Here is a 16,319-nt window from a genome sequence, read left to right as displayed (position 1 = left end):
CCCGCCCCACCATGTCAGACAGCTTTACCGAAGAAGCGCACGCGTCGCAGGCGGCCATCGACGATGTCCGATGGCTGCAGCCGCGCGGCTCGAACCAGATGGGCATGAGTCAGTTCAACGAGCGGGTGGTGCTGCAGGCCGTGCGCTTGCACGGCAGCATGCCCAAGGCCGACCTGGCCCGGCTGACCAACCTGAGCACGCAAACGATTTCCCTGATCATCAACCGCCTGCTGGAAGAAGGCCTGGTCAGCAAGCGTGCACCGGTGCGTGGCAAGGTCGGCCAGCCGTCGGTGCCCATCATGCTCAATCCGGACGGCGCCTTCTCGATCGGCATCAAGATCGGCCGGCGCAGCCTCGACGTGTTGCTGGTCGATTTCGTCGGCAATACGCGCGAGCGCCTGTCCTTGTCCTATCCCTTTCCCGTGCCCGACACCGTGTTCGCCCAGATCGCCTCGGCGCTGAACAGCATGGCCGTGCTGCTGGGACCGAAGTTGCTGCCGCGCCTGTGCGGCGTCGGCATCGCCGCGCCGCTGGGCCTGGGCGGCTGGCAGAATCTGCTCGAGATGGCGCCGGAGCAGGCCAACGCGTGGGACAGCATCGATATCGGCCAGCGCGTGCAGGCGATGACGGCCTTGCCGGTCGAGTTCGCCAAGGACACCGCCGCCGCCTGCGTCGCCGAGCTGGTGCTCGGGCGCGGGCGCAGCATCAAGAGCTTCCTGTACGTCTTCGTCGACATCTTTATCGGCGGCGGCCTGGTCATCAACAGCCATTTGCACGGCGGCCTGCACGGCAATGCCGGCGCGGTCGGCTCCCTGCCGCTCGGCATGGCCACGGCCGGCGCCAGGAACCCGCCGGGCCAGTTGCTGGGCGACGCCTCCCTGTTCAACCTCGAGCAGCTGTTCATCCTGGCCGGGCTGGACCCGACCGCCGCCCACGACGGGCGCGCGCTGCAGGAACCCTTCGCCACGCACACCACAGCCTGGCTCGACGACGCGGCGCGGGCCATTGCGCTCAGCATCAACAGCGCCACCTGCCTGCTCGACCTGGAGGGGGTGATTATCGACGGCTCGTTCGACCGCGGCCTGCTCGATCGCTTGCTGGACGAGGTCGAGCGCGCGCTGGAATGCTACAGCTGGGAGGGCGTCGCCCGGCCGCAGGTACTCGGCGGCACCGTCGGCTCCGACGCGCGCGCCATCGGCGGCGCCTTCCTGCCGCTGTACGCGCATTTCGCGCCGGACCGCGATCTGTTTCTCAAGTAAGGGCGCTGACGCCTTGTTCCCCAGATGCTCTTGACCTGGAGCAGCCCGGCTTGCCTGAGTTTCAGATTGGGATGACCTTCGTTATCATTTGCTTCGATGTCTGCAGATCGAGAGAGTAGGTATACACTTCCTGGTCCAGGGTGTTGCCACAAAAAACGCCGGAGCCCCCCATCCCGCCTTTCATAGATTGCAGTTTACCCATATCGGCCGCGGACAGGCCCACTTCCGAGGTGCTAAGGTAAGAGCGCGGAGTCGGCGCGGGTCCGCTACCGACGTCCATATACGCCAGCCCCTTTGAGGTGAAGATGTCGTTATTGCTGAGGCAGAACAACGGGCCCAGAATAGCAGAGACTCCCCCGCTTACCTGGGCATAGGTCGACAGGGAATCGTTGTCGAGCCTGTAAATGGTGTCGCCAGTGCCTACCCACATCGCGCCCAATCCTGCCTTGATGACGGTAATGCGGCCGGGGAGCGTCCAGGTGGAGACCTGGCCCTGCGGCGTCACGCGCACCAGATCGCTGCCGCTGCTGGCGAACAGCACGACATCATCGTCCATCGACGCGGCGGCGGTTTGACCCAGATAGGCCATCTTTGTTTGCGCGACCAGCCGGTAATTGGCTTTTGCATTGCTGGCGCTGCTGCTGGTCGATTTGAGCCAGACCTCGCCGTCTGTGGTAATGGCCCAGTTTAGCGTACTGGTGCTGCGCGCGCCGGCGGGAACAATGGTTTCGATACCGATGTCGTCAATGCCTTTGGCATTGGCGAATCCAAACATATTCTTGACCGTGGAACGGTCAAAACCCGCCCAATAGACGGCCGGGCCAGCGGTGGACCCATTGAGAGGCGGCGCGAAGGTCGCCCCGTTGACTGAGAGTGCTCTGCTCAGCCAACCGGCCGAGCCGGAACTGACTTCATATTTTTCGATTGTATCGGTCCCATTCTCGGAATACTTGCGTAGATATAAGCCGCTCGATGTCGCGAACAGATCCGACCGGTCCATGGCTTCGGCGATATAGTCGATCTGCGCGATGCGCCCGGCTGCCGGCGTGGCCGGCGCGGTCACCGTTGGCGATGACGTGCCACCGGTACCGGCTCCGCCGCCACATGCGGTCAGGTTCAATCCCGGTCCGAGGACGAGCAGGAAGGCAAGTGCAGAGTATGAGCGCATGGTCTTGTTCCAGTCCAAAAAAATGTCGATAAGCTACTTTAATGACAAATTTTTGGAATCTCGTCCCTCAAATGGGCGATGCCGTTCAATAATCACTGGCGGACGAGGTATTCGCGGCTCGGCACTGCCGATTTTGGTGTTTCCCTCACCACATGCCGGGACCAGGGAAATCCTTGCGATAGATATTGATGTCCTTGCCAGCAATCGGCTGGCGCGAAAAACGCTCGAAGCGCAAACCGAGCTTGTTGATCAGCTTGATGGAAGTCTGGTTCTGCGGCGACACCAGGCCGTACACCGTGGGCAGGCGCAGCACGTCGCGTGCGTGGCGCAGCACGCCGCCGGACGCTTCCCAGGCCAGGCCCTGGCCGCAATACGCGGGCAGCAGCGCGTAGCCGATGTCGGGGCCAGGCATGGTGGCGCGCTTGATCAGGCCGCACATGCCGATCGCCACGTGGTCGGCGCGGTGTTCGACGATATAAAACGAGTAGCCGAGTTCGCGCTGCTGCGCGATCGGGCCCGTTTCCAGCGCCGCGCGGGCGGCGTCCACCGTATGGATCTGGCGGTCGCCAATGGTAGCCAGCCAGGTCGGCTCGTTGACCAGCCCGAGGAAAAATGCCGCGTCGCCGCCGCTGGCGGTGCGCAGGCGCAAACGCGGTGTTTCAATCACGGTCATGCCGGCCACTGCATCGGATCGCTGAGCAGCCGGTACATCACATAGGCGTCCACATAGCCCAGCTGGGCGTGGCGGTAGGCCATCGGCAAGGTGCCGACGACCGTAAAGCCCAGTTTTTTCCACAAGGTGACGGCGGCCAGGTTGGTGCTGACGACAAAGTTGAACTGCATCGCCAGGAAGCCGGCGCGCTGCGCTTCCGCGATGCAGTGCACGCCCAGCATGCGGCCCACGCCGACGCCCTGCGCGGCCGGGTCGACCATGAAGGAGGCGCTGGCCACATGGTTGCCGTGGCCGGCCTGGTTGGCCACCAGCTTGTACATGCCCAGCAGGCGCTCGCTGCCCATCATGGCCACGAAGCTTTGTACGCCGGGGCCGAACCAGTAAGCATGGCAGGCCTCGCGCGTGGTGGCGGCATCAAACGTGTAGGTGTCGCCCGCAGCGACCAGGGTGCGGAAGATGGCCCACATGGCGTCGAAGTCGGCTTCGACGGCCGGACGGATCTCGATTTCTTTCAAGGTGCTGCTCCCGATAGCAAGTCATGGCCGATTGTATCAGCGCCCCTGGCGGAAGTTGACCGTTTCGGGCCGGCCCGGCAGTTGCAGGCGGGCGCTGGCGCGCGGCGACTCGCTGATCACCTGCCCACGGCGCAGCACCAGGCGGCGCGCCGCGCGCAGGCGCAGCGCTTCGACGGTCGAGCCGCAGTCGAGCATCACCAGGTCCGCATGGCAGCCGGGCGCGATGCCATAGCCGTCCAGGCCGAGGATGGCGGCCGGCGTTTCGGTCACCGCCAGGAAGCAGTCGTGCATGGCCTGCTGGCCCGTCATCTGCGCCACGTGCAGGCCCATGTGCGCCACTTCCAGCATGTCGCCCGAACCGAGGCTGTACCACGGGTCCATCACGCAGTCGTGGCCGAAGGCGACCGGGATGCCGGCGGCCAGCATCTCGGGCACGCGCGTCATGCCGCGCCGCTTCGGATAGCTATCGTGGCGGCCCTGCAGGGTGATATTGATCAGCGGATTGGCGATGGCCGCCACGCCCGCTTCGCGGATCAGCGGCAGCAGTTTGCTCACATAATAATTGTCCATCGAATGCATGGAGGTCAGGTGCGAGCCGGTCACCCTGCCCTGCATCCCCAGGCGCTGCGCGTGGAAAGCCAGGGTTTCGATATGGCGCGACAGCGGATCGTCCGATTCGTCGCAATGCATGTCGACCATCAGTCCCTGTTCGCAGGCGTATTCGCACAGCAGGCGCACCGATTCGGCGCCGTCGGCCATGGTGCGCTCGAAATGCGGAATGCCGCCGACCACGTCGACGCCCATGGCAATGGCGCGCTTGAGGTTGTCGAAAGCGCCCGCGCTGCGCAGGATGCCGTCCTGCGGAAACGCCACCAGCTGCAAGTCCAGATACGGCGCCACTTGCCGCTTGACGTCGAGCAGCGCTTCGACCGCCAGCAGGCGCGGATCGCAGATATCGACGTGGGAGCGGATCGCCAGCAGGCCGCGCGCCACGGCCCAGTCGCAATACTGCAGCGCGCGCTCGACCAGCGCCTGCTGCGTCAGTGCCGGTTTCAGTTCGCCCCACAGTGCGATGCCCTCCAGCAAGGTGCCGGAAGCATTGACGCGCGGCAAGCCGTAGCTGAGCGTGGCGTCCATATGGAAGTGGGCGTCGACAAACGGCGGCGTGACCAGGTCGCCCTCGGCGTCGATTTCGCGCGCGCCCGTGACGGGCAGGGCCGGGCCGACGGCGGCAATGCGGCCCTGGTCGATGGCGATATCGATGGCGGTGCGTCCATCGGGCAGGCTGGCGTTGCGGATAAGGAGGTCCATGGGATTCCTGGCAAGAGAGTGGCAAAATGTTGCACTGCACGAATATAAAGTAAAAACGCTTTACAAGCATAACCATAAAACAAGCATCTTGCGTCGCCGCAAATCGCCATGAAAAACGGAAAAGCCAATCAATTGGCCTGTGGCGCGGCCACCGCACCGTTCGAAATAGCTTTCAACCAACACGAATCACCGCTAGAATATTCATATTGCGTTGCATCAAAAAAGATATCGACAACGCGTATACACGCTTAAGCATCATCAAACTCTACAAAACGCGGACTGCATGTGAGCAGCGTTTTGCCAGCATTTTAATCCGGACAAGGAGTAAATATGTTTCCGCTTCCACAACAATTATCCAGCGCGGCAAAATCGCAATGGGAAACGCAGTTGCAGCTGTTCAGCACCTTCGGCCATACCGTGTTTGACGGTGCCGAAAAAATCATCGCCCTCCACCTCGGCGCCAGCAAGGCCGCCATTGCCAGGAGCACCGGCACCGCGCAGCACCTGCTGGCCGTAAACGATGCGCGCGAGTTCCTCAGCTACAGCACCAGCCAGGCCCAGCCGGGCATCGAAAGCGTGCTGGCCTATAGCCGTGAACTGTTCGGCATCGCATCGCGTACCCAGGCCCAATTGCTGGAAGCGGCCAAGGCCAGGCTCGATCACGCCAGCCCGGCCGCAGATACAGCCGCTGCGCCGGCAAACACCACCGCGCAGGTCGAGGTGGAAGCCGTCATCGAGGTGCCGGCAGCGGTGTCTGCGCCGGAAGCCGAGCCTGCGCCGGCATCCGAGCCGGCATCCGAGCCTGAATCTGCGCCAGCGCCGGCCGCCGTGCTGGCCCCGGTGGCCGAACCGTCACCGGCCGCGCCTGCGCCGCTGCCGCTGGCCGCCACCCTGCCGATCGCCGCCTCGGCGCCGGCCGCCATCGCCGCGCCACCGGCCAAAGTGCCGGCCGCCGTCAAGGCCACGGCCAAGGCGGCACCGGTGGCCAGCAAGCCGGCCAACAAGCAAGGCGGCCCCAGCAAGGCAGCGATACAGCCTGCGGCCAAGGGCAAGCGCAAGTAATCGCCGGGCAACTCCGGCGCACCACCACAACGGGCTACGGCCCGTTTTTTGCCTGTTTTTCCTGCGCGGTTTGCACCGTCACGCGCAGCGCGTTTTCGCGCCTTGTTGTATCCTGTGCGAACTTTCCGTCCGCGCGCCTCTTCCGTCCGCCCCGCGACACCCCGCTAACAAATCAATACAAGACAAAGGTAACCATGAGTTTATCGAGGCTCATCGCCGGCTTCGTGCGCCAGCATTGGCCGGCCTACGCCGCCGCCGCCGTCATGCTGACCGGCGTGGCCACATTGACCGTGTGGATACCGCGCCGCATCGGCGCCATCATCGACGCGCTGGCCGCCCACACCATGAGCACGTCCCAGCTGTGGCTGGAATTGCTGACCCTGCTGGCGGTCGGCGTGGTCATTTATTTCCTGCGCGTCGGCTGGCGCATCACCCTGTTCAAGGCCGCCTACCAGCTCGGCGTGATGCTGCGCACGCGTTTCTATACCCGCATGTCGCAGCAGGGCGCGGCGTTCTACCAGGGCCAGCGCACCGGCGACCTGATGGCGCTGGCCACCAACGATATCGACGCCATCGAAATGGCGGCCGGCGAAGCGATGCTGGCCGGCTTCGACGGCACATTGACCTTGCTGATGGTGCTGGGCATCATGCTGCTGGGCGTGGACTGGCGCCTGGCCTGCATCGCCCTGTTGCCCTTCCCGCTGATGGGACTGGCCTTCTGGCGCATTTCCAGCCATATCCACACCGCGTCGACCGACTCACTGCAACGCTTTTCGGCGCTGAACGACCATGTGCAGGAATCCGTGTCGGGCGTGCGCACCTTGCGCGCACTGGGCCTGGAACAGCGCAGCAGCGCGCAGTTTTCCACCCTGGCCGGCCATGCGGCCAACGCCAGCCTGACGGCGCAGCGCTGGGAAGCGGCGTACGAGCCGGCCGTCGGCCTGACCCTGACCGCCGCCACCGCATTGACGCTGGGCCTGGGCGGCTACCTGGTCTGGCACGATCAATTGACCATCGGCGCGCTGACCAGCTTTTCGATGTACCTGGGCCAGCTGATCTGGCCGATGTTTGCCGCCGGCTGGGTACTGTCGCTGATCGAACGGGGCCGCGCCGCCTGGCAGCGGCTGCAACCGATGCTGGACGCGCCGCTGGCCATCGACGACCACGGCACCATCGCCACGCTGCCGCCCGGCCCTTTGCAGCTGGAACACATCGGCTTCGCTTATGCGGGCCAGACCGCGCCGGCGCTGGCGGACATCGCGCTGCGCCTGGAGCCGGGCCAGACCCTGGGCCTGGTGGGCCCGACCGGCAGCGGCAAGTCGACCCTGCTGCGCGTGCTGCTGCGCCAGGTCACGCCGCAAGCGGGCCAGGCCACCTGGAGCGGCCAGCCGCTGGCCGCCTACACCCTGCATGCGCTGCGCGCGGCGATCAGCTGGGTGCCGCAGGAGTCGTTTTTATTCTCCGCCACGATTGCCGACAATATCGCCCTGGCCCGCCCCGGCGCCACGCGCCAGGAAGTGGAGCACGCGGCTGAACTGGCCGACATCCACGACGATATCCTGCAGTTCCCGGACGGCTATGAAACCCAGGTCGGCGAAAAAGGCATTACCCTGTCCGGCGGCCAGCGCCAGCGCGTGGCAATCGCCCGCGCGCTGCTGGCCGACAACGATTTGCTGCTGCTCGACGACGCCCTGTCGGCGGTCGACACCGGCACCGAGACGCGCATCCTGCAGCACCTGGAACAACTGCGCCGCGCGCGTCCCGAGCGCAGCGCCATGATCGCCAGCCACCGCCTGAGCGCCGTCGTCAACGCCGACCTGATCCTGGTGCTGCGCAATGGCCGCATCACCGAAACGGGCAGCCACGAACAACTGCTGCAGCACGATGGCTGGTATGCCAGCCAGTGGCGCTATCAACAACTGGAGGCCAGCCTTGATGCCAACTGACACCGTGCCGGCAACGGACACGCAAGACCAGGTCCGCCGCCAGGCGATGCAGGCCATCGGCCTGCTGCGCCGCGCCGCCGCGCCCGACCTGCGCCACCTGTACTGGGCCACGCTGTGGCTGATCATCGCCGCCGCGCTGGAAGTAACCGGCCCCATCCTCGGCAAGGCGCTGATCGACCAGCACCTGCTGCCGCGCAACCTGGACTGGACCCGCATGTCGCTGCTGCTCGGCGGCTGTCTGCTGACCGGCTGGATCGCTTCGGGCCTGCGCTACCTGCAGCTGGTGCGCCTGTCGGGCCTGGCGATGCGCTCGGTGCAGCGCCTGCGCGAAACCGTCTACCAGCACGTGCTGCGCCTGCCGATGGCGTTCTTCGACCGCGCCATCACGGGCCAATTGGTCAGCCGCGTCACCAACGACACCGAAGCGGTGAAATCGCTGTACGTGCAGGTGCTGTTCGTGATCCTCGACAGCTCCATCGTGCTGATCGGCACCATGGCCGCCATGGCGTTCCTGGACTGGCGGCTGATGCTGATCGTGCTGGCGCTGCTGCCGGCGGTGCTGGTGATCGTCTTTTTGTACCAGCGCTGGAGCGCGCCGGCCGTGACGCGCGCGCGCGCCCTGCGCAGCGAGATCAACGGCCAGATCGCCGAATCGATCGGCGGCATGAGCGTGCTGCAGGCGAACAATGCCGAACGCCGCTTCGGCCAGCGCTTCACCGGCATCAACCAGGATCATTACGCGGCGCGCATGCACGAACTGCGCGCCAACGCCTGGCTGCTGCGCCCCGCGCTCGACATGCTCAATATCGTGCTGCTGGCGGTGGTCATCTTCAGCTTCGGCCAGCGCGAGATGGGCGCCGTCGAAGTGGGCGTGCTGTATGCGTTCATCAGCTATATCGCGCGCGTGATCGAACCGCTGATCCAGATCACCATGCAGTTCAGCCAGCTGCAGCAGTCGGTGGTGGCCACCGCCCGCGTCTCGGCCCTGCTTGACGAACACCAGGCGCTGGAACACGCGCCAGGCAAGGCCGCCGGCGCACCGGAAAGCCCCGTCGCCGCCGGCACGCCGGCGGTCGATATCGCGCACCTGACGTTCGCCTACGTGGAAAACCAGCCGGTGCTGCACGACCTGTCACTGACCATTCCCCAAGGTGCGTTCTTCGGCATCGTCGGCCATACGGGCAGTGGCAAGTCCACCCTGCTGTCGCTGCTGCTGCGCTTTTATCCGGTCACGCAGGGCCGCATCGCCATCAACGGCATGCTGCTTGACAGCATAGACAACGAGCGCTTCCGCGCCGACGTGGGGCTGGTGCCGCAAGACCCCTTCCTGCTGGCGGCATCGGCGCGCGACAACATCGACATGGGCCGCGGCTACAGCCAGGCGCAGATCGAGCAGGCCGCGCGCGCGGCGCATGCGCACGACTTTATCGCGGCGCTCGAAGATGGCTACGACACGCCGCTGGGCGAAGGCGGCTCGCGCCTGTCGTCGGGCCAGAAGCAGCTGATCGCGATCGCCCGCGCGCTGGCCGGCCAGCCGCGCATCCTGCTGCTCGACGAAGCGACTTCGCGCATCGACAGCCAGACCGAGCAGATCGTGCAGCTGGCGCTGAACGAATTGCGCGGCAAGGTGACCATTATCGCGATTGCGCACCGGCTCTCGACCATCCGCGACGCCGACACCATCATCGTGCTGAACCATGGCCGCATCACGGAAGCGGGGCCGCACGAAGAGCTGATGCAGGTCGAAAACGGTTTATATCAACGACTTTATTTGTTGCAACAACTGGCACAGTAAAGTGTGCACTTTGCTGAAAATATAACGCGCGCTCGAAATTTCTTTGTTGCAACATAATATAATTACTTGCAAAGAAATAGGAAGTCGGGAGTGGCGCATTGGCAGGCATGGCATTGAACAGGACAGCACGGCAAGGCAGGCGGCGCGCAGCATGGCTGCTGGCGCTGTGTTGCCTGCTGCCCGCGCTGGCCGGCGCCAGCCCGCAGTTGCAGCAGCGCCTGGACGCCTTGCGCGAGGACGGCCGCTTCGTGCCCGAGCGCGCGCTGCAGCGCCTGAAAGACATCGAAATCGAGGCTTTCAGTGCGCCGCTGACCTTGCGCGCCGAATATATTACCCAGCTGAGCAATGCCCATATGCGGCTGGGGCAGAACGATATCGCCCTGCAACTGGTCGAAGACCTGATCCTGGACGCCACCCGGCGCCACAATGACGTGGCGCTGGCCAAGGCGCTGCTCAGCAAGGCCTATATCAGCTTTGCCCTGAGCGAGCGCCGCGCCTCGCACTTGTTCGCCTTCGAGGCCGAAACCATCGCCAACCGCACCGGCGACTTGCAGCTGCGCGTGCAGGCCACCATCAGCGCCGGCCAGTCCTGGGCCGAGGAAGGCAATTTTCCGGCCGCCCTGGCCAAGCTGCAGACGGCGGTGGACCTGGCGCGCCAGAGCGACTCGCCCGCCACCCTGGCGGCGGCCCTGAATGCATTGACCTTGCTGTACACGCAGATGCGCGAGTACGGCAAGGGCTTCAGGGTGCTCGACGAATTACTGGCCGTGGCCGGCAAGCTCGATTCGCCTGGCCGCCTGGCGCAGGCAAAAAATACCGAATACGGCCTGGCGCTCGACGCCAACCAGCCGCAGCGCGGCCAGCGCGCGCTGCTCGAGGCACTGGCCCTGGAACGCCGGCTGGGCGCCAGGACCATGGTGGCGACCACCCTGGTCAACCTGTCGGACAGCTACCTGAAACAGGGCGATTTCCAGCGCGCGCTGGGCTACGGCAACGAGGCCCTGGCGGCCGCGCGCCTGGTGCGCAATGACGACGTGCAGGCGACGGCGCGCCTCAATATCGGCCAGGCCCTGATTGCCATGGGGCGCCACGAAGAAGGCAAGCAGATCGTCGAGAGCGGCCTGGCTTACTACAACCTGATGGACAACAAGCCCGACATGCAGGCGGTGCTGCTTGAATATGGCATGGCGCTGGAAAAAGCCGGCGACATGAAGGGCGCCGTGACGGCCTATCACCGCGAGCGCAAGCTGTCCAATCAGCTGTTCGAGCAGCAGCGGCAAAAAGCCGTGTATGAATTGCAGGAAAAATACGAGACGGAAAAGAAGCAGCGCCAGATCGAGTTGCTGAGCCGGGAAAACCAGGTCAAGAGCGCCGAACTGGACAACCGCCGCCTGCAGCAGCGCGTGTGGTGGTTGCTGGCGCTGGTGATGGCGCTGGCGGCCGTCATCGTCGGCTTGCTGTACCGCAAGGTACGCCACGCCAATGTGCAATTGCAGGAAAAGAACCAGGAACTGGCGCACCAGAGTTCGCGCGATCCGCTCACGGCGCTGTACAACCGCCGCCACTTCCAAGAGTTCATGCGCCACCATGCCGTGACCGTGCCGGCGCCCGGCGCGTACAAGGACAGCGACCTGGTGGCGGCCATGTTCCTGCTCGATGTCGACCATTTCAAGCAGATCAATGACCGGTACGGCCATGCGGCGGGCGACCTGGTGCTCACCACCATCGCCGCCACCTTGCATGAGGTGCTGCGCGAAACGGACATGATCGTGCGCTGGGGCGGCGAAGAGTTCCTCGCCTTTTTGCCGTCCGTCACGCGCGGCAGCCTCGACCATATCGCCGCAAGGGTGCTCGACGGCATCGGCGCACAGCGCGTCGTCTACCAGGGCCAGGCCATCCAGGTGCACGTGTCGATCGGCTTCGCGCCCTATCCATTGACGCCGCTGGGACAACCGCTGTCATGGGAACGCAGCGTCAACCTGGTCGACATGGCGCTGTACCTGGCCAAGGCACACGGACGCAACCGCGCCTATGGCGTGCGGGGAGTTCAGCAAATGGAAGGCATGACCCTGGAAGTGGTGGAGCAGGACCTGGAACGCGCGTGGCGCAACGGGGTGGTCGACTTGAATGTGGTGCCGGGACCACAAAACGGCTTGCCGCGCGCGGCGGCTTGAACAACGCTGCGATGGCCGGGCGGGCCGGCCATCGCGGACAGCGCTGAACTTAGTTCTTTGCGGACTCTTGCATCTTTTCGCCTGCGCGTTCGACTTTCTTGCCGACCGCGTCTGCCGCCTCATTCATTTTGGCGCTGGCGTCGGCGCCAACCTGGTCCATCTTGGCGCTGGTTTCCGCTGCGGCTGCGCTCATCTTGGCGTCGGCGTTGGCGGCGGCCGCCTTCACATCGGCTTCGGCCTTGGCGGCGGTGGCGTCGATTTGCGCGCCAGCCGTCTCGGCCGGGCCCTTGGTCGACATGTCATCCTTCTTCTGGCATGCGGCCAGCGCCACGACCATCATGCCGGCGGCGCACATCGTCATCAGGTGTTTAGTTGCTTTCATGATATTCCCTTTCATTGTTATTAAAACCAACAGATCAGGCTGCAATATACACTGCGGGATTTTTTTTCAGCGTACGCCACCGCACATAAGCATGGGCTTTTGGTCACCAGTTTGTAAGCAATGGTTTCAGCGCCCCTGCAAGGCTCAGGGCGGCGCTGCGCCGTCCAGCAGCGCGCGTTCGAGCAGCTGCGACAGCGCGGCGCGCAAGGCTTTGGTGCGGGCCGCCAGTTCGGGACGCTTGTAGCGCTCGGCCGCCAGCAGGCTTTTTTCCATGCAGCGATGGTCGGCCCCGGCCAGGCAAGCGTCCGCCTTGTCGAGCTCGCGGCTGGCCAGCGCCACCTTGATGCGCGCGTCCAGTTCGATGGTGTCGGCATCCTCGCCCCAGCGTTTGACATAGGCCGCCAGCCGCGTGGCCGCCAGCTCGGGCTTGCCGGCGTCAAACGCCTGGGCGCTGGCCAGCACCACCTGCTCCCAGGCCTGGGCGCGCTTTTGCCGCTTGTCGCAGCTGGCGGCCGCACCGGTGATGCTGGCCTGCAGGCGCTTGATCTGCGCCGCTGGCGCCTTGGCGCTCTTCAGCACGGCCAGCGCGCTGCGCGCACCGTCGAGGTCGCACTGCTGCGCCAGCGCCGTGGCCGCCTGCACCTGCTCGGCCACGCTGGCCGGCTTGTCGACGGGCTTGTTGACGAACCAGATACCGACCAGGGCGGCGGCCGCCAGCAGCCAGGTACGCAGTCGCACCGGCGCGCGCGGTGGCGGCACGGAGCGAAATACGGCAGGTTTTTGGGGCGCGTCCCTGATCGGCGGTGGCGCAGGCGCGGGATCGCTTTGCGGCGCGACAGGTGGCGCAAGGACGGACGCCGGCGGCATCGGCCGCCATTGCGGCGGTATCGGCGGCGGCATCACGGCCGGCGCGACGGGCGGCGGCGCCACCGCTGCGGGCGCCGCCGCCTGGGCCGTGCCGCAAAACGGGCAATACGCCACGCGCAGCAGCAACGGCTTGCCACAGGCGGCGTTGATGCAACGATTGTTTACGGGTTCAAGCACGTTCTACCTTTTTTACTTTTTTCAAGCATCCATCATGGTGAACGCCGCGGCCAATGCTGTCGCCAGATCCCGGCTGCGTTCTGCTGCAATATTACCCTACGGGACCCTGGCGGCGCGTGACGCCAGCGCTTTGACACCGATCAATCGCCACTGGGCGCGGCGGCCTAAGCTGGTAGCACGCCAACCACGGGAGAATGAAATGCCAGCCCACCTGATCATCGAAGACGGCCAGCCCTGGTGGTGGGACAGCGCCGCTATCTGGGTTGTGCCTGGCAATGACCCGAATGGCGCGCCGGGCGCACCGGTGGCCGGCAGCAACAACTACCTGTGGGCGCGTGTGCACAATACCGGCAACAGCAGCTCCAACGGCGTGCGCGTGGATTTTTACTGGGCCGACCCTTCCGGCCAGATCGCCGTCGGCGTCGCCACCAGGATAGGCTCGGCATTTGCCGACCTGGCGCCCGGCGCCAGCCAGGACGTGCTGTGCCTGGTGCCCTGGTTTCCCGTCATCGTCAACGGCGGCCATGAATGCCTGCTGGCCGTCGCGCACGGGCCGGGCGACGTCAACGCCCTGCCCGACCCGCTGCCCACCGGCTTTGCCTTCCAGCCGCAACACCACGCACAGATCGCCCAGCGCAACGTCACCGTGGTGCAGGCGGCGCGGCGCGCACAGCTGCTGGCCATCAGCGTGGCGGCGCTGCCGCGCCAGGACAAGCGGGTGGTGCTGCAACTGGAACAGGGCGGCGAACTGCCCGAACCCGTGCTGGCCACCCTGGGCCTGGAAAAGTGGCGCCCCGCCAGGGCCGCAAAGATCGAGGCGGGCCTGTCACGCACGCCGTATTGCGACGATCAACAGGGCGAGCAGAAACTGGACGTCGCGGTGCCGCGCGGACGCGCCGTGCCCGTCTACCTGAACCTGCGCGCCAGCGAACTGGCGAACGGTGAATACGCGCTGCTGCGGGTGCTGGAAACCATCGATGGCAAGGTCATCGGCGGCGTCAGCTATGTGCTGGTCGACGCCGTCGAAGACGGCAAACAGGAGACTCCATCATGAGCGACACCCCCATGCAAGTGCTGACGCGGCCCTTCGCGATCGAACCCGTCACCAATATCATGATGCCCGACGGCATCTTCGACAATGCCCTCTATCATCTGCGCATCGCCGCCCACATTAGCAATATGTCGGGCGCGGCGCTGACCAACGTCACGGTCTACCTCGAAAGCGTGGGCGACCCCGGCATCGTGCCGGTGGCGCGCACGTTTTTCTTTGCCAGCATCCCGGCCGGCGCCGCCATGCTGGTGATGTGGGACGCCAACTTCGAGCATGCGGCGCCGGGCAAGCGCCTGGTCAGCTTTGTCGCCAGGGCCGACGGCCACACGCCGCGCCGCTCGATCCAGCAGATGTTTGTCTCGCAAACGCGTTTCGACAGCACCAGCAATACCTATACCTGCGCCATCGAGGAAGGCACGTTGACCCTGTCGAAGCCGCAGGGCCATTTGCCCGGCAAGGGCTGGGGCACCTCCGACGGCAAGCAATGCCGCTGTCCGCCCTGGCTGGGGCCGGTGGTGCCGACCGGCTTTACGCTGGCCTGGGCGCCCAATCCCGCCTATGCGGGCACGCATGGCGAACTGCCGTTTTCCGATCCGTGGTGGAAGGTGCTGGCCATTATCGTCGCCATCATCGCCGCGCTGGTGGCCATTATCGCGGCGGCCCAGGGCGCGGGCCAGGCCAGCTTCAGCGTGGGCGGCGAAGTCGAGGAGACCGACCCCAGCGTCAATTGCTGCTCGCCAGAAGGAGCCGCGTCCGGCGCGCCCGAATACACGGTGGCCGGCGTGGCCTCGGCGATTGCCTCGGGCGCGATTGCCGTGGCCTGTTCGGACGCGGCCGATCCGTTCTGGCGTGGCCAGGCAGCCACGCCGCCTGCGGCCGGCGAGCTGACTTTGGGCGAACGGGTGGTGGCGCAATGGGTGTTGCCCGAAGCGCCGAATGCGGGCCGGCCCTACACGGCCGACGTCAAATGGCAATACGAACGTTTTACCAGCGGCGGCAACTACCAGCATGCGGTCAGCGAAACCCAGGTCAATCTCCATGTGGCAGGCCCGGTGGAAACCGACACGCCGGCCGTGGTGCCGGCGTTCGAGCCGCTATGGCTGCGCGCCAGCTTCCGGCGCGAACACAACGAACTGTTCCGAGGCAACGAGCTGTATGCGTTTGCCCTGTTCCAGGCGCCGCAGGGGCTGTACTTTGTCCAGCCGCTGGTCGACGATGGCCTGGGCTTCGACCCGGGCGCGAACGATGGCGTCTATGCCGCCAGCCTGAACCTCAAGGAAGCCTATCGCTTGCTGCTGAAATACGGCCAGCAGGTCCATGGCGCCTGGAGGGTGTTCGTGTTTGCCCAGGACGTCAACCTGACCAAGCCCGGCACCCCGCCCGAAATCGCCGCCCAGCATATCGGCGGCATGTTCGTCGCCAGCGCCATCGAACTGACGTTTGACGACAGCCTGCCCTGCCCGCTCAAGGCGCAGGCCAGCATCACCGTCGTTTGATGGGGCTTATGCCTTGACGACGTCAACCTTGGCGACGACCGTTCGGGGCACGATCTCCGTTTCCGGGCACGAGGCCATCGCATCGGAATATTCGAGCCAGCGCTTCAGGCTCTCCATGCGGCGGATGGTGATGCCCTTGCCGTTGATATAGCCGACCTGCTCGAAGTTGGCGGGGCTGGTGGTCATTTTTGACACCGTGGGCGAGTTCTCGACCAGGCGGTCATAGGCCTTGCGCGCCTTGTGTTCCCATTTGGCCAGCATGGGATCGTCGAAGCGGTTGCTCTCGAAATAGACGGTGACGGTACGGTCGTGGTTGGCGAAGCCGACAATGGCGGCGCCCTTGCGTATCGTCATCAGGACATCTTCCTTGACGCCGGTAACGGGCACCAGCAGGGCAGCGCGGCCGTCGGTATCGGGCCGTTCCATCGGGATATCTTGTCCAA

General features: G+C 65.3%; 14 protein-coding genes. 7 read left to right on the top strand and 7 right to left on the bottom strand.

Going from position 1 to position 16,319, the window contains the following annotated elements; genetic code table 11:
* Nucleotides 1–11 precede the first annotated feature (11 nt).
* Nucleotides 12–1,259: an ROK family transcriptional regulator gene (locus ASR47_RS09295; protein WP_065307492.1), complete on the top strand. Its 1,248-nt coding sequence runs from the start codon at nucleotides 12–14 to the stop codon at nucleotides 1,257–1,259.
* A gap of 61 nt (nucleotides 1,260–1,320) precedes the next feature.
* Here the strand turns inward: ASR47_RS09295 and ASR47_RS09290 are convergent, their stop codons facing one another.
* The 4 genes from ASR47_RS09290 to ASR47_RS09275 all read right to left on the bottom strand — a co-directional run bounded on the left by ASR47_RS09290 (nucleotide 1,321) and on the right by ASR47_RS09275 (nucleotide 4,926).
* Nucleotides 1,321–2,427 (bottom strand): hypothetical protein, encoded by a 1,107-nt coding sequence (locus ASR47_RS09290; RefSeq protein WP_065307491.1) that lies wholly within the window; start codon nucleotides 2,425–2,427, stop codon nucleotides 1,321–1,323.
* 145 nt (nucleotides 2,428–2,572) lie between these two features.
* A complete protein-coding gene (locus tag ASR47_RS09285) occupies nucleotides 2,573–3,100 on the bottom strand; it encodes a GNAT family N-acetyltransferase (protein WP_065307490.1) in 528 nt (175 codons plus the stop codon).
* Complete coding sequence (locus ASR47_RS09280) at nucleotides 3,097–3,615, bottom strand: GNAT family N-acetyltransferase (RefSeq protein WP_065307489.1); 519 nt, start codon at nucleotides 3,613–3,615, stop codon at nucleotides 3,097–3,099. The genes ASR47_RS09285 and ASR47_RS09280 overlap by 4 nt, the downstream gene beginning before the upstream one ends.
* Before the next feature lie 36 nt (nucleotides 3,616–3,651).
* Nucleotides 3,652–4,926, bottom strand: coding sequence for an amidohydrolase family protein (locus ASR47_RS09275; RefSeq protein WP_065307488.1), 1,275 nt, complete (start codon nucleotides 4,924–4,926; stop codon nucleotides 3,652–3,654).
* A 330-nt stretch (nucleotides 4,927–5,256) separates the two neighbouring features.
* On the opposite strand from ASR47_RS09275, the gene ASR47_RS09270 reads away from it, so the two are divergent.
* The 4 genes from ASR47_RS09270 to ASR47_RS09255 all read left to right on the top strand — a co-directional run bounded on the left by ASR47_RS09270 (nucleotide 5,257) and on the right by ASR47_RS09255 (nucleotide 11,903).
* Nucleotides 5,257–5,988, top strand: coding sequence for a phasin family protein (locus ASR47_RS09270; protein WP_065307487.1), 732 nt, complete (start codon nucleotides 5,257–5,259; stop codon nucleotides 5,986–5,988).
* 194 nt (nucleotides 5,989–6,182) lie between these two features.
* Nucleotides 6,183–7,934, top strand: a complete 1,752-nt coding sequence (locus ASR47_RS09265) for an ATP-binding cassette domain-containing protein (RefSeq protein ID WP_065307486.1) — start codon at nucleotides 6,183–6,185, stop codon at nucleotides 7,932–7,934.
* Nucleotides 7,924–9,729 (top strand): ABC transporter ATP-binding protein, encoded by a 1,806-nt coding sequence (locus ASR47_RS09260; RefSeq protein ID WP_065307485.1) that lies wholly within the window; start codon nucleotides 7,924–7,926, stop codon nucleotides 9,727–9,729. Before ASR47_RS09265 ends, ASR47_RS09260 begins: the two co-directional genes overlap by 11 nt.
* 113 nt (nucleotides 9,730–9,842) lie before the next feature.
* A complete protein-coding gene (locus ASR47_RS09255; protein ID WP_245714306.1) occupies nucleotides 9,843–11,903 on the top strand; it encodes a tetratricopeptide repeat-containing diguanylate cyclase in 2,061 nt (686 codons plus the stop codon).
* Nucleotides 11,904–11,952: 49 nt separating this feature from the next.
* On the opposite strand, the gene ASR47_RS09250 is transcribed toward ASR47_RS09255, so the two are convergent.
* Nucleotides 11,953–12,285, bottom strand: a complete 333-nt coding sequence (locus ASR47_RS09250; protein WP_065307483.1) for a hypothetical protein — start codon at nucleotides 12,283–12,285, stop codon at nucleotides 11,953–11,955.
* 144 nt (nucleotides 12,286–12,429) lie between these two features.
* Entirely contained in the window at nucleotides 12,430–13,329 is a 900-nt protein-coding gene (locus ASR47_RS09245) for a hypothetical protein (protein WP_150127736.1), read from the bottom strand.
* Between the two features lie 199 nt (nucleotides 13,330–13,528).
* Here ASR47_RS09245 and ASR47_RS09240 point away from each other — a divergent pair, with 199 nt between their 5' ends.
* Both ASR47_RS09240 and ASR47_RS09235 read left to right on the top strand, forming a co-directional pair.
* Nucleotides 13,529–14,383: a hypothetical protein gene (locus ASR47_RS09240; protein WP_065307481.1), complete on the top strand. Its 855-nt coding sequence runs from the start codon at nucleotides 13,529–13,531 to the stop codon at nucleotides 14,381–14,383.
* Nucleotides 14,380–15,876: a choice-of-anchor X domain-containing protein gene (locus tag ASR47_RS09235; RefSeq protein ID WP_065307480.1), complete on the top strand. Its 1,497-nt coding sequence runs from the start codon at nucleotides 14,380–14,382 to the stop codon at nucleotides 15,874–15,876. The genes ASR47_RS09240 and ASR47_RS09235 overlap by 4 nt, the downstream gene beginning before the upstream one ends.
* A gap of 6 nt (nucleotides 15,877–15,882) precedes the next feature.
* Here the strand turns inward: ASR47_RS09235 and ASR47_RS09230 are convergent, their stop codons facing one another.
* Entirely contained in the window at nucleotides 15,883–16,302 is a 420-nt protein-coding gene (locus tag ASR47_RS09230; RefSeq protein ID WP_082988831.1) for a hypothetical protein, read from the bottom strand.
* Between the last annotated feature and the right edge of the window lie 17 nt (nucleotides 16,303–16,319).

The organism is Janthinobacterium psychrotolerans, from assembly GCF_001677885.1.
GTDB classification, from domain to species: domain Bacteria; phylum Pseudomonadota; class Gammaproteobacteria; order Burkholderiales; family Burkholderiaceae_D; genus Janthinobacterium; species Janthinobacterium psychrotolerans.
Note: the sequence above shows the minus strand (reverse complement) of the source record. Positions and strands in the feature narration are given on the sequence as shown.

Excerpts from the sequence above, each read along its gene's own strand:
- ASR47_RS09295 (WP_065307492.1), top strand. The coding sequence starts at position 12 with ATGTCAGACAGCTTTACCGAAGAAGCGCACGCGTCGCAGGCGGCCATC.
- ASR47_RS09290 (WP_065307491.1), bottom strand. The coding sequence starts at position 2,427 with ATGCGCTCATACTCTGCACTTGCCTTCCTGCTCGTCCTCGGACCGGGA.
- ASR47_RS09285 (WP_065307490.1), bottom strand. The coding sequence starts at position 3,100 with ATGACCGTGATTGAAACACCGCGTTTGCGCCTGCGCACCGCCAGCGGC.
- ASR47_RS09275 (WP_065307488.1), bottom strand. The coding sequence starts at position 4,926 with ATGGACCTCCTTATCCGCAACGCCAGCCTGCCCGATGGACGCACCGCC.
- ASR47_RS09270 (WP_065307487.1), top strand. The coding sequence starts at position 5,257 with ATGTTTCCGCTTCCACAACAATTATCCAGCGCGGCAAAATCGCAATGG.
- ASR47_RS09265 (WP_065307486.1), top strand. The coding sequence starts at position 6,183 with ATGAGTTTATCGAGGCTCATCGCCGGCTTCGTGCGCCAGCATTGGCCG.
- ASR47_RS09260 (WP_065307485.1), top strand. The coding sequence starts at position 7,924 with ATGCCAACTGACACCGTGCCGGCAACGGACACGCAAGACCAGGTCCGC.
- ASR47_RS09250 (WP_065307483.1), bottom strand. The coding sequence starts at position 12,285 with ATGAAAGCAACTAAACACCTGATGACGATGTGCGCCGCCGGCATGATG.
- ASR47_RS09240 (WP_065307481.1), top strand. The coding sequence starts at position 13,529 with ATGCCAGCCCACCTGATCATCGAAGACGGCCAGCCCTGGTGGTGGGAC.
- ASR47_RS09235 (WP_065307480.1), top strand. The coding sequence starts at position 14,380 with ATGAGCGACACCCCCATGCAAGTGCTGACGCGGCCCTTCGCGATCGAA.
- ASR47_RS09230 (WP_082988831.1), bottom strand. The coding sequence starts at position 16,302 with ATGGAACGGCCCGATACCGACGGCCGCGCTGCCCTGCTGGTGCCCGTT.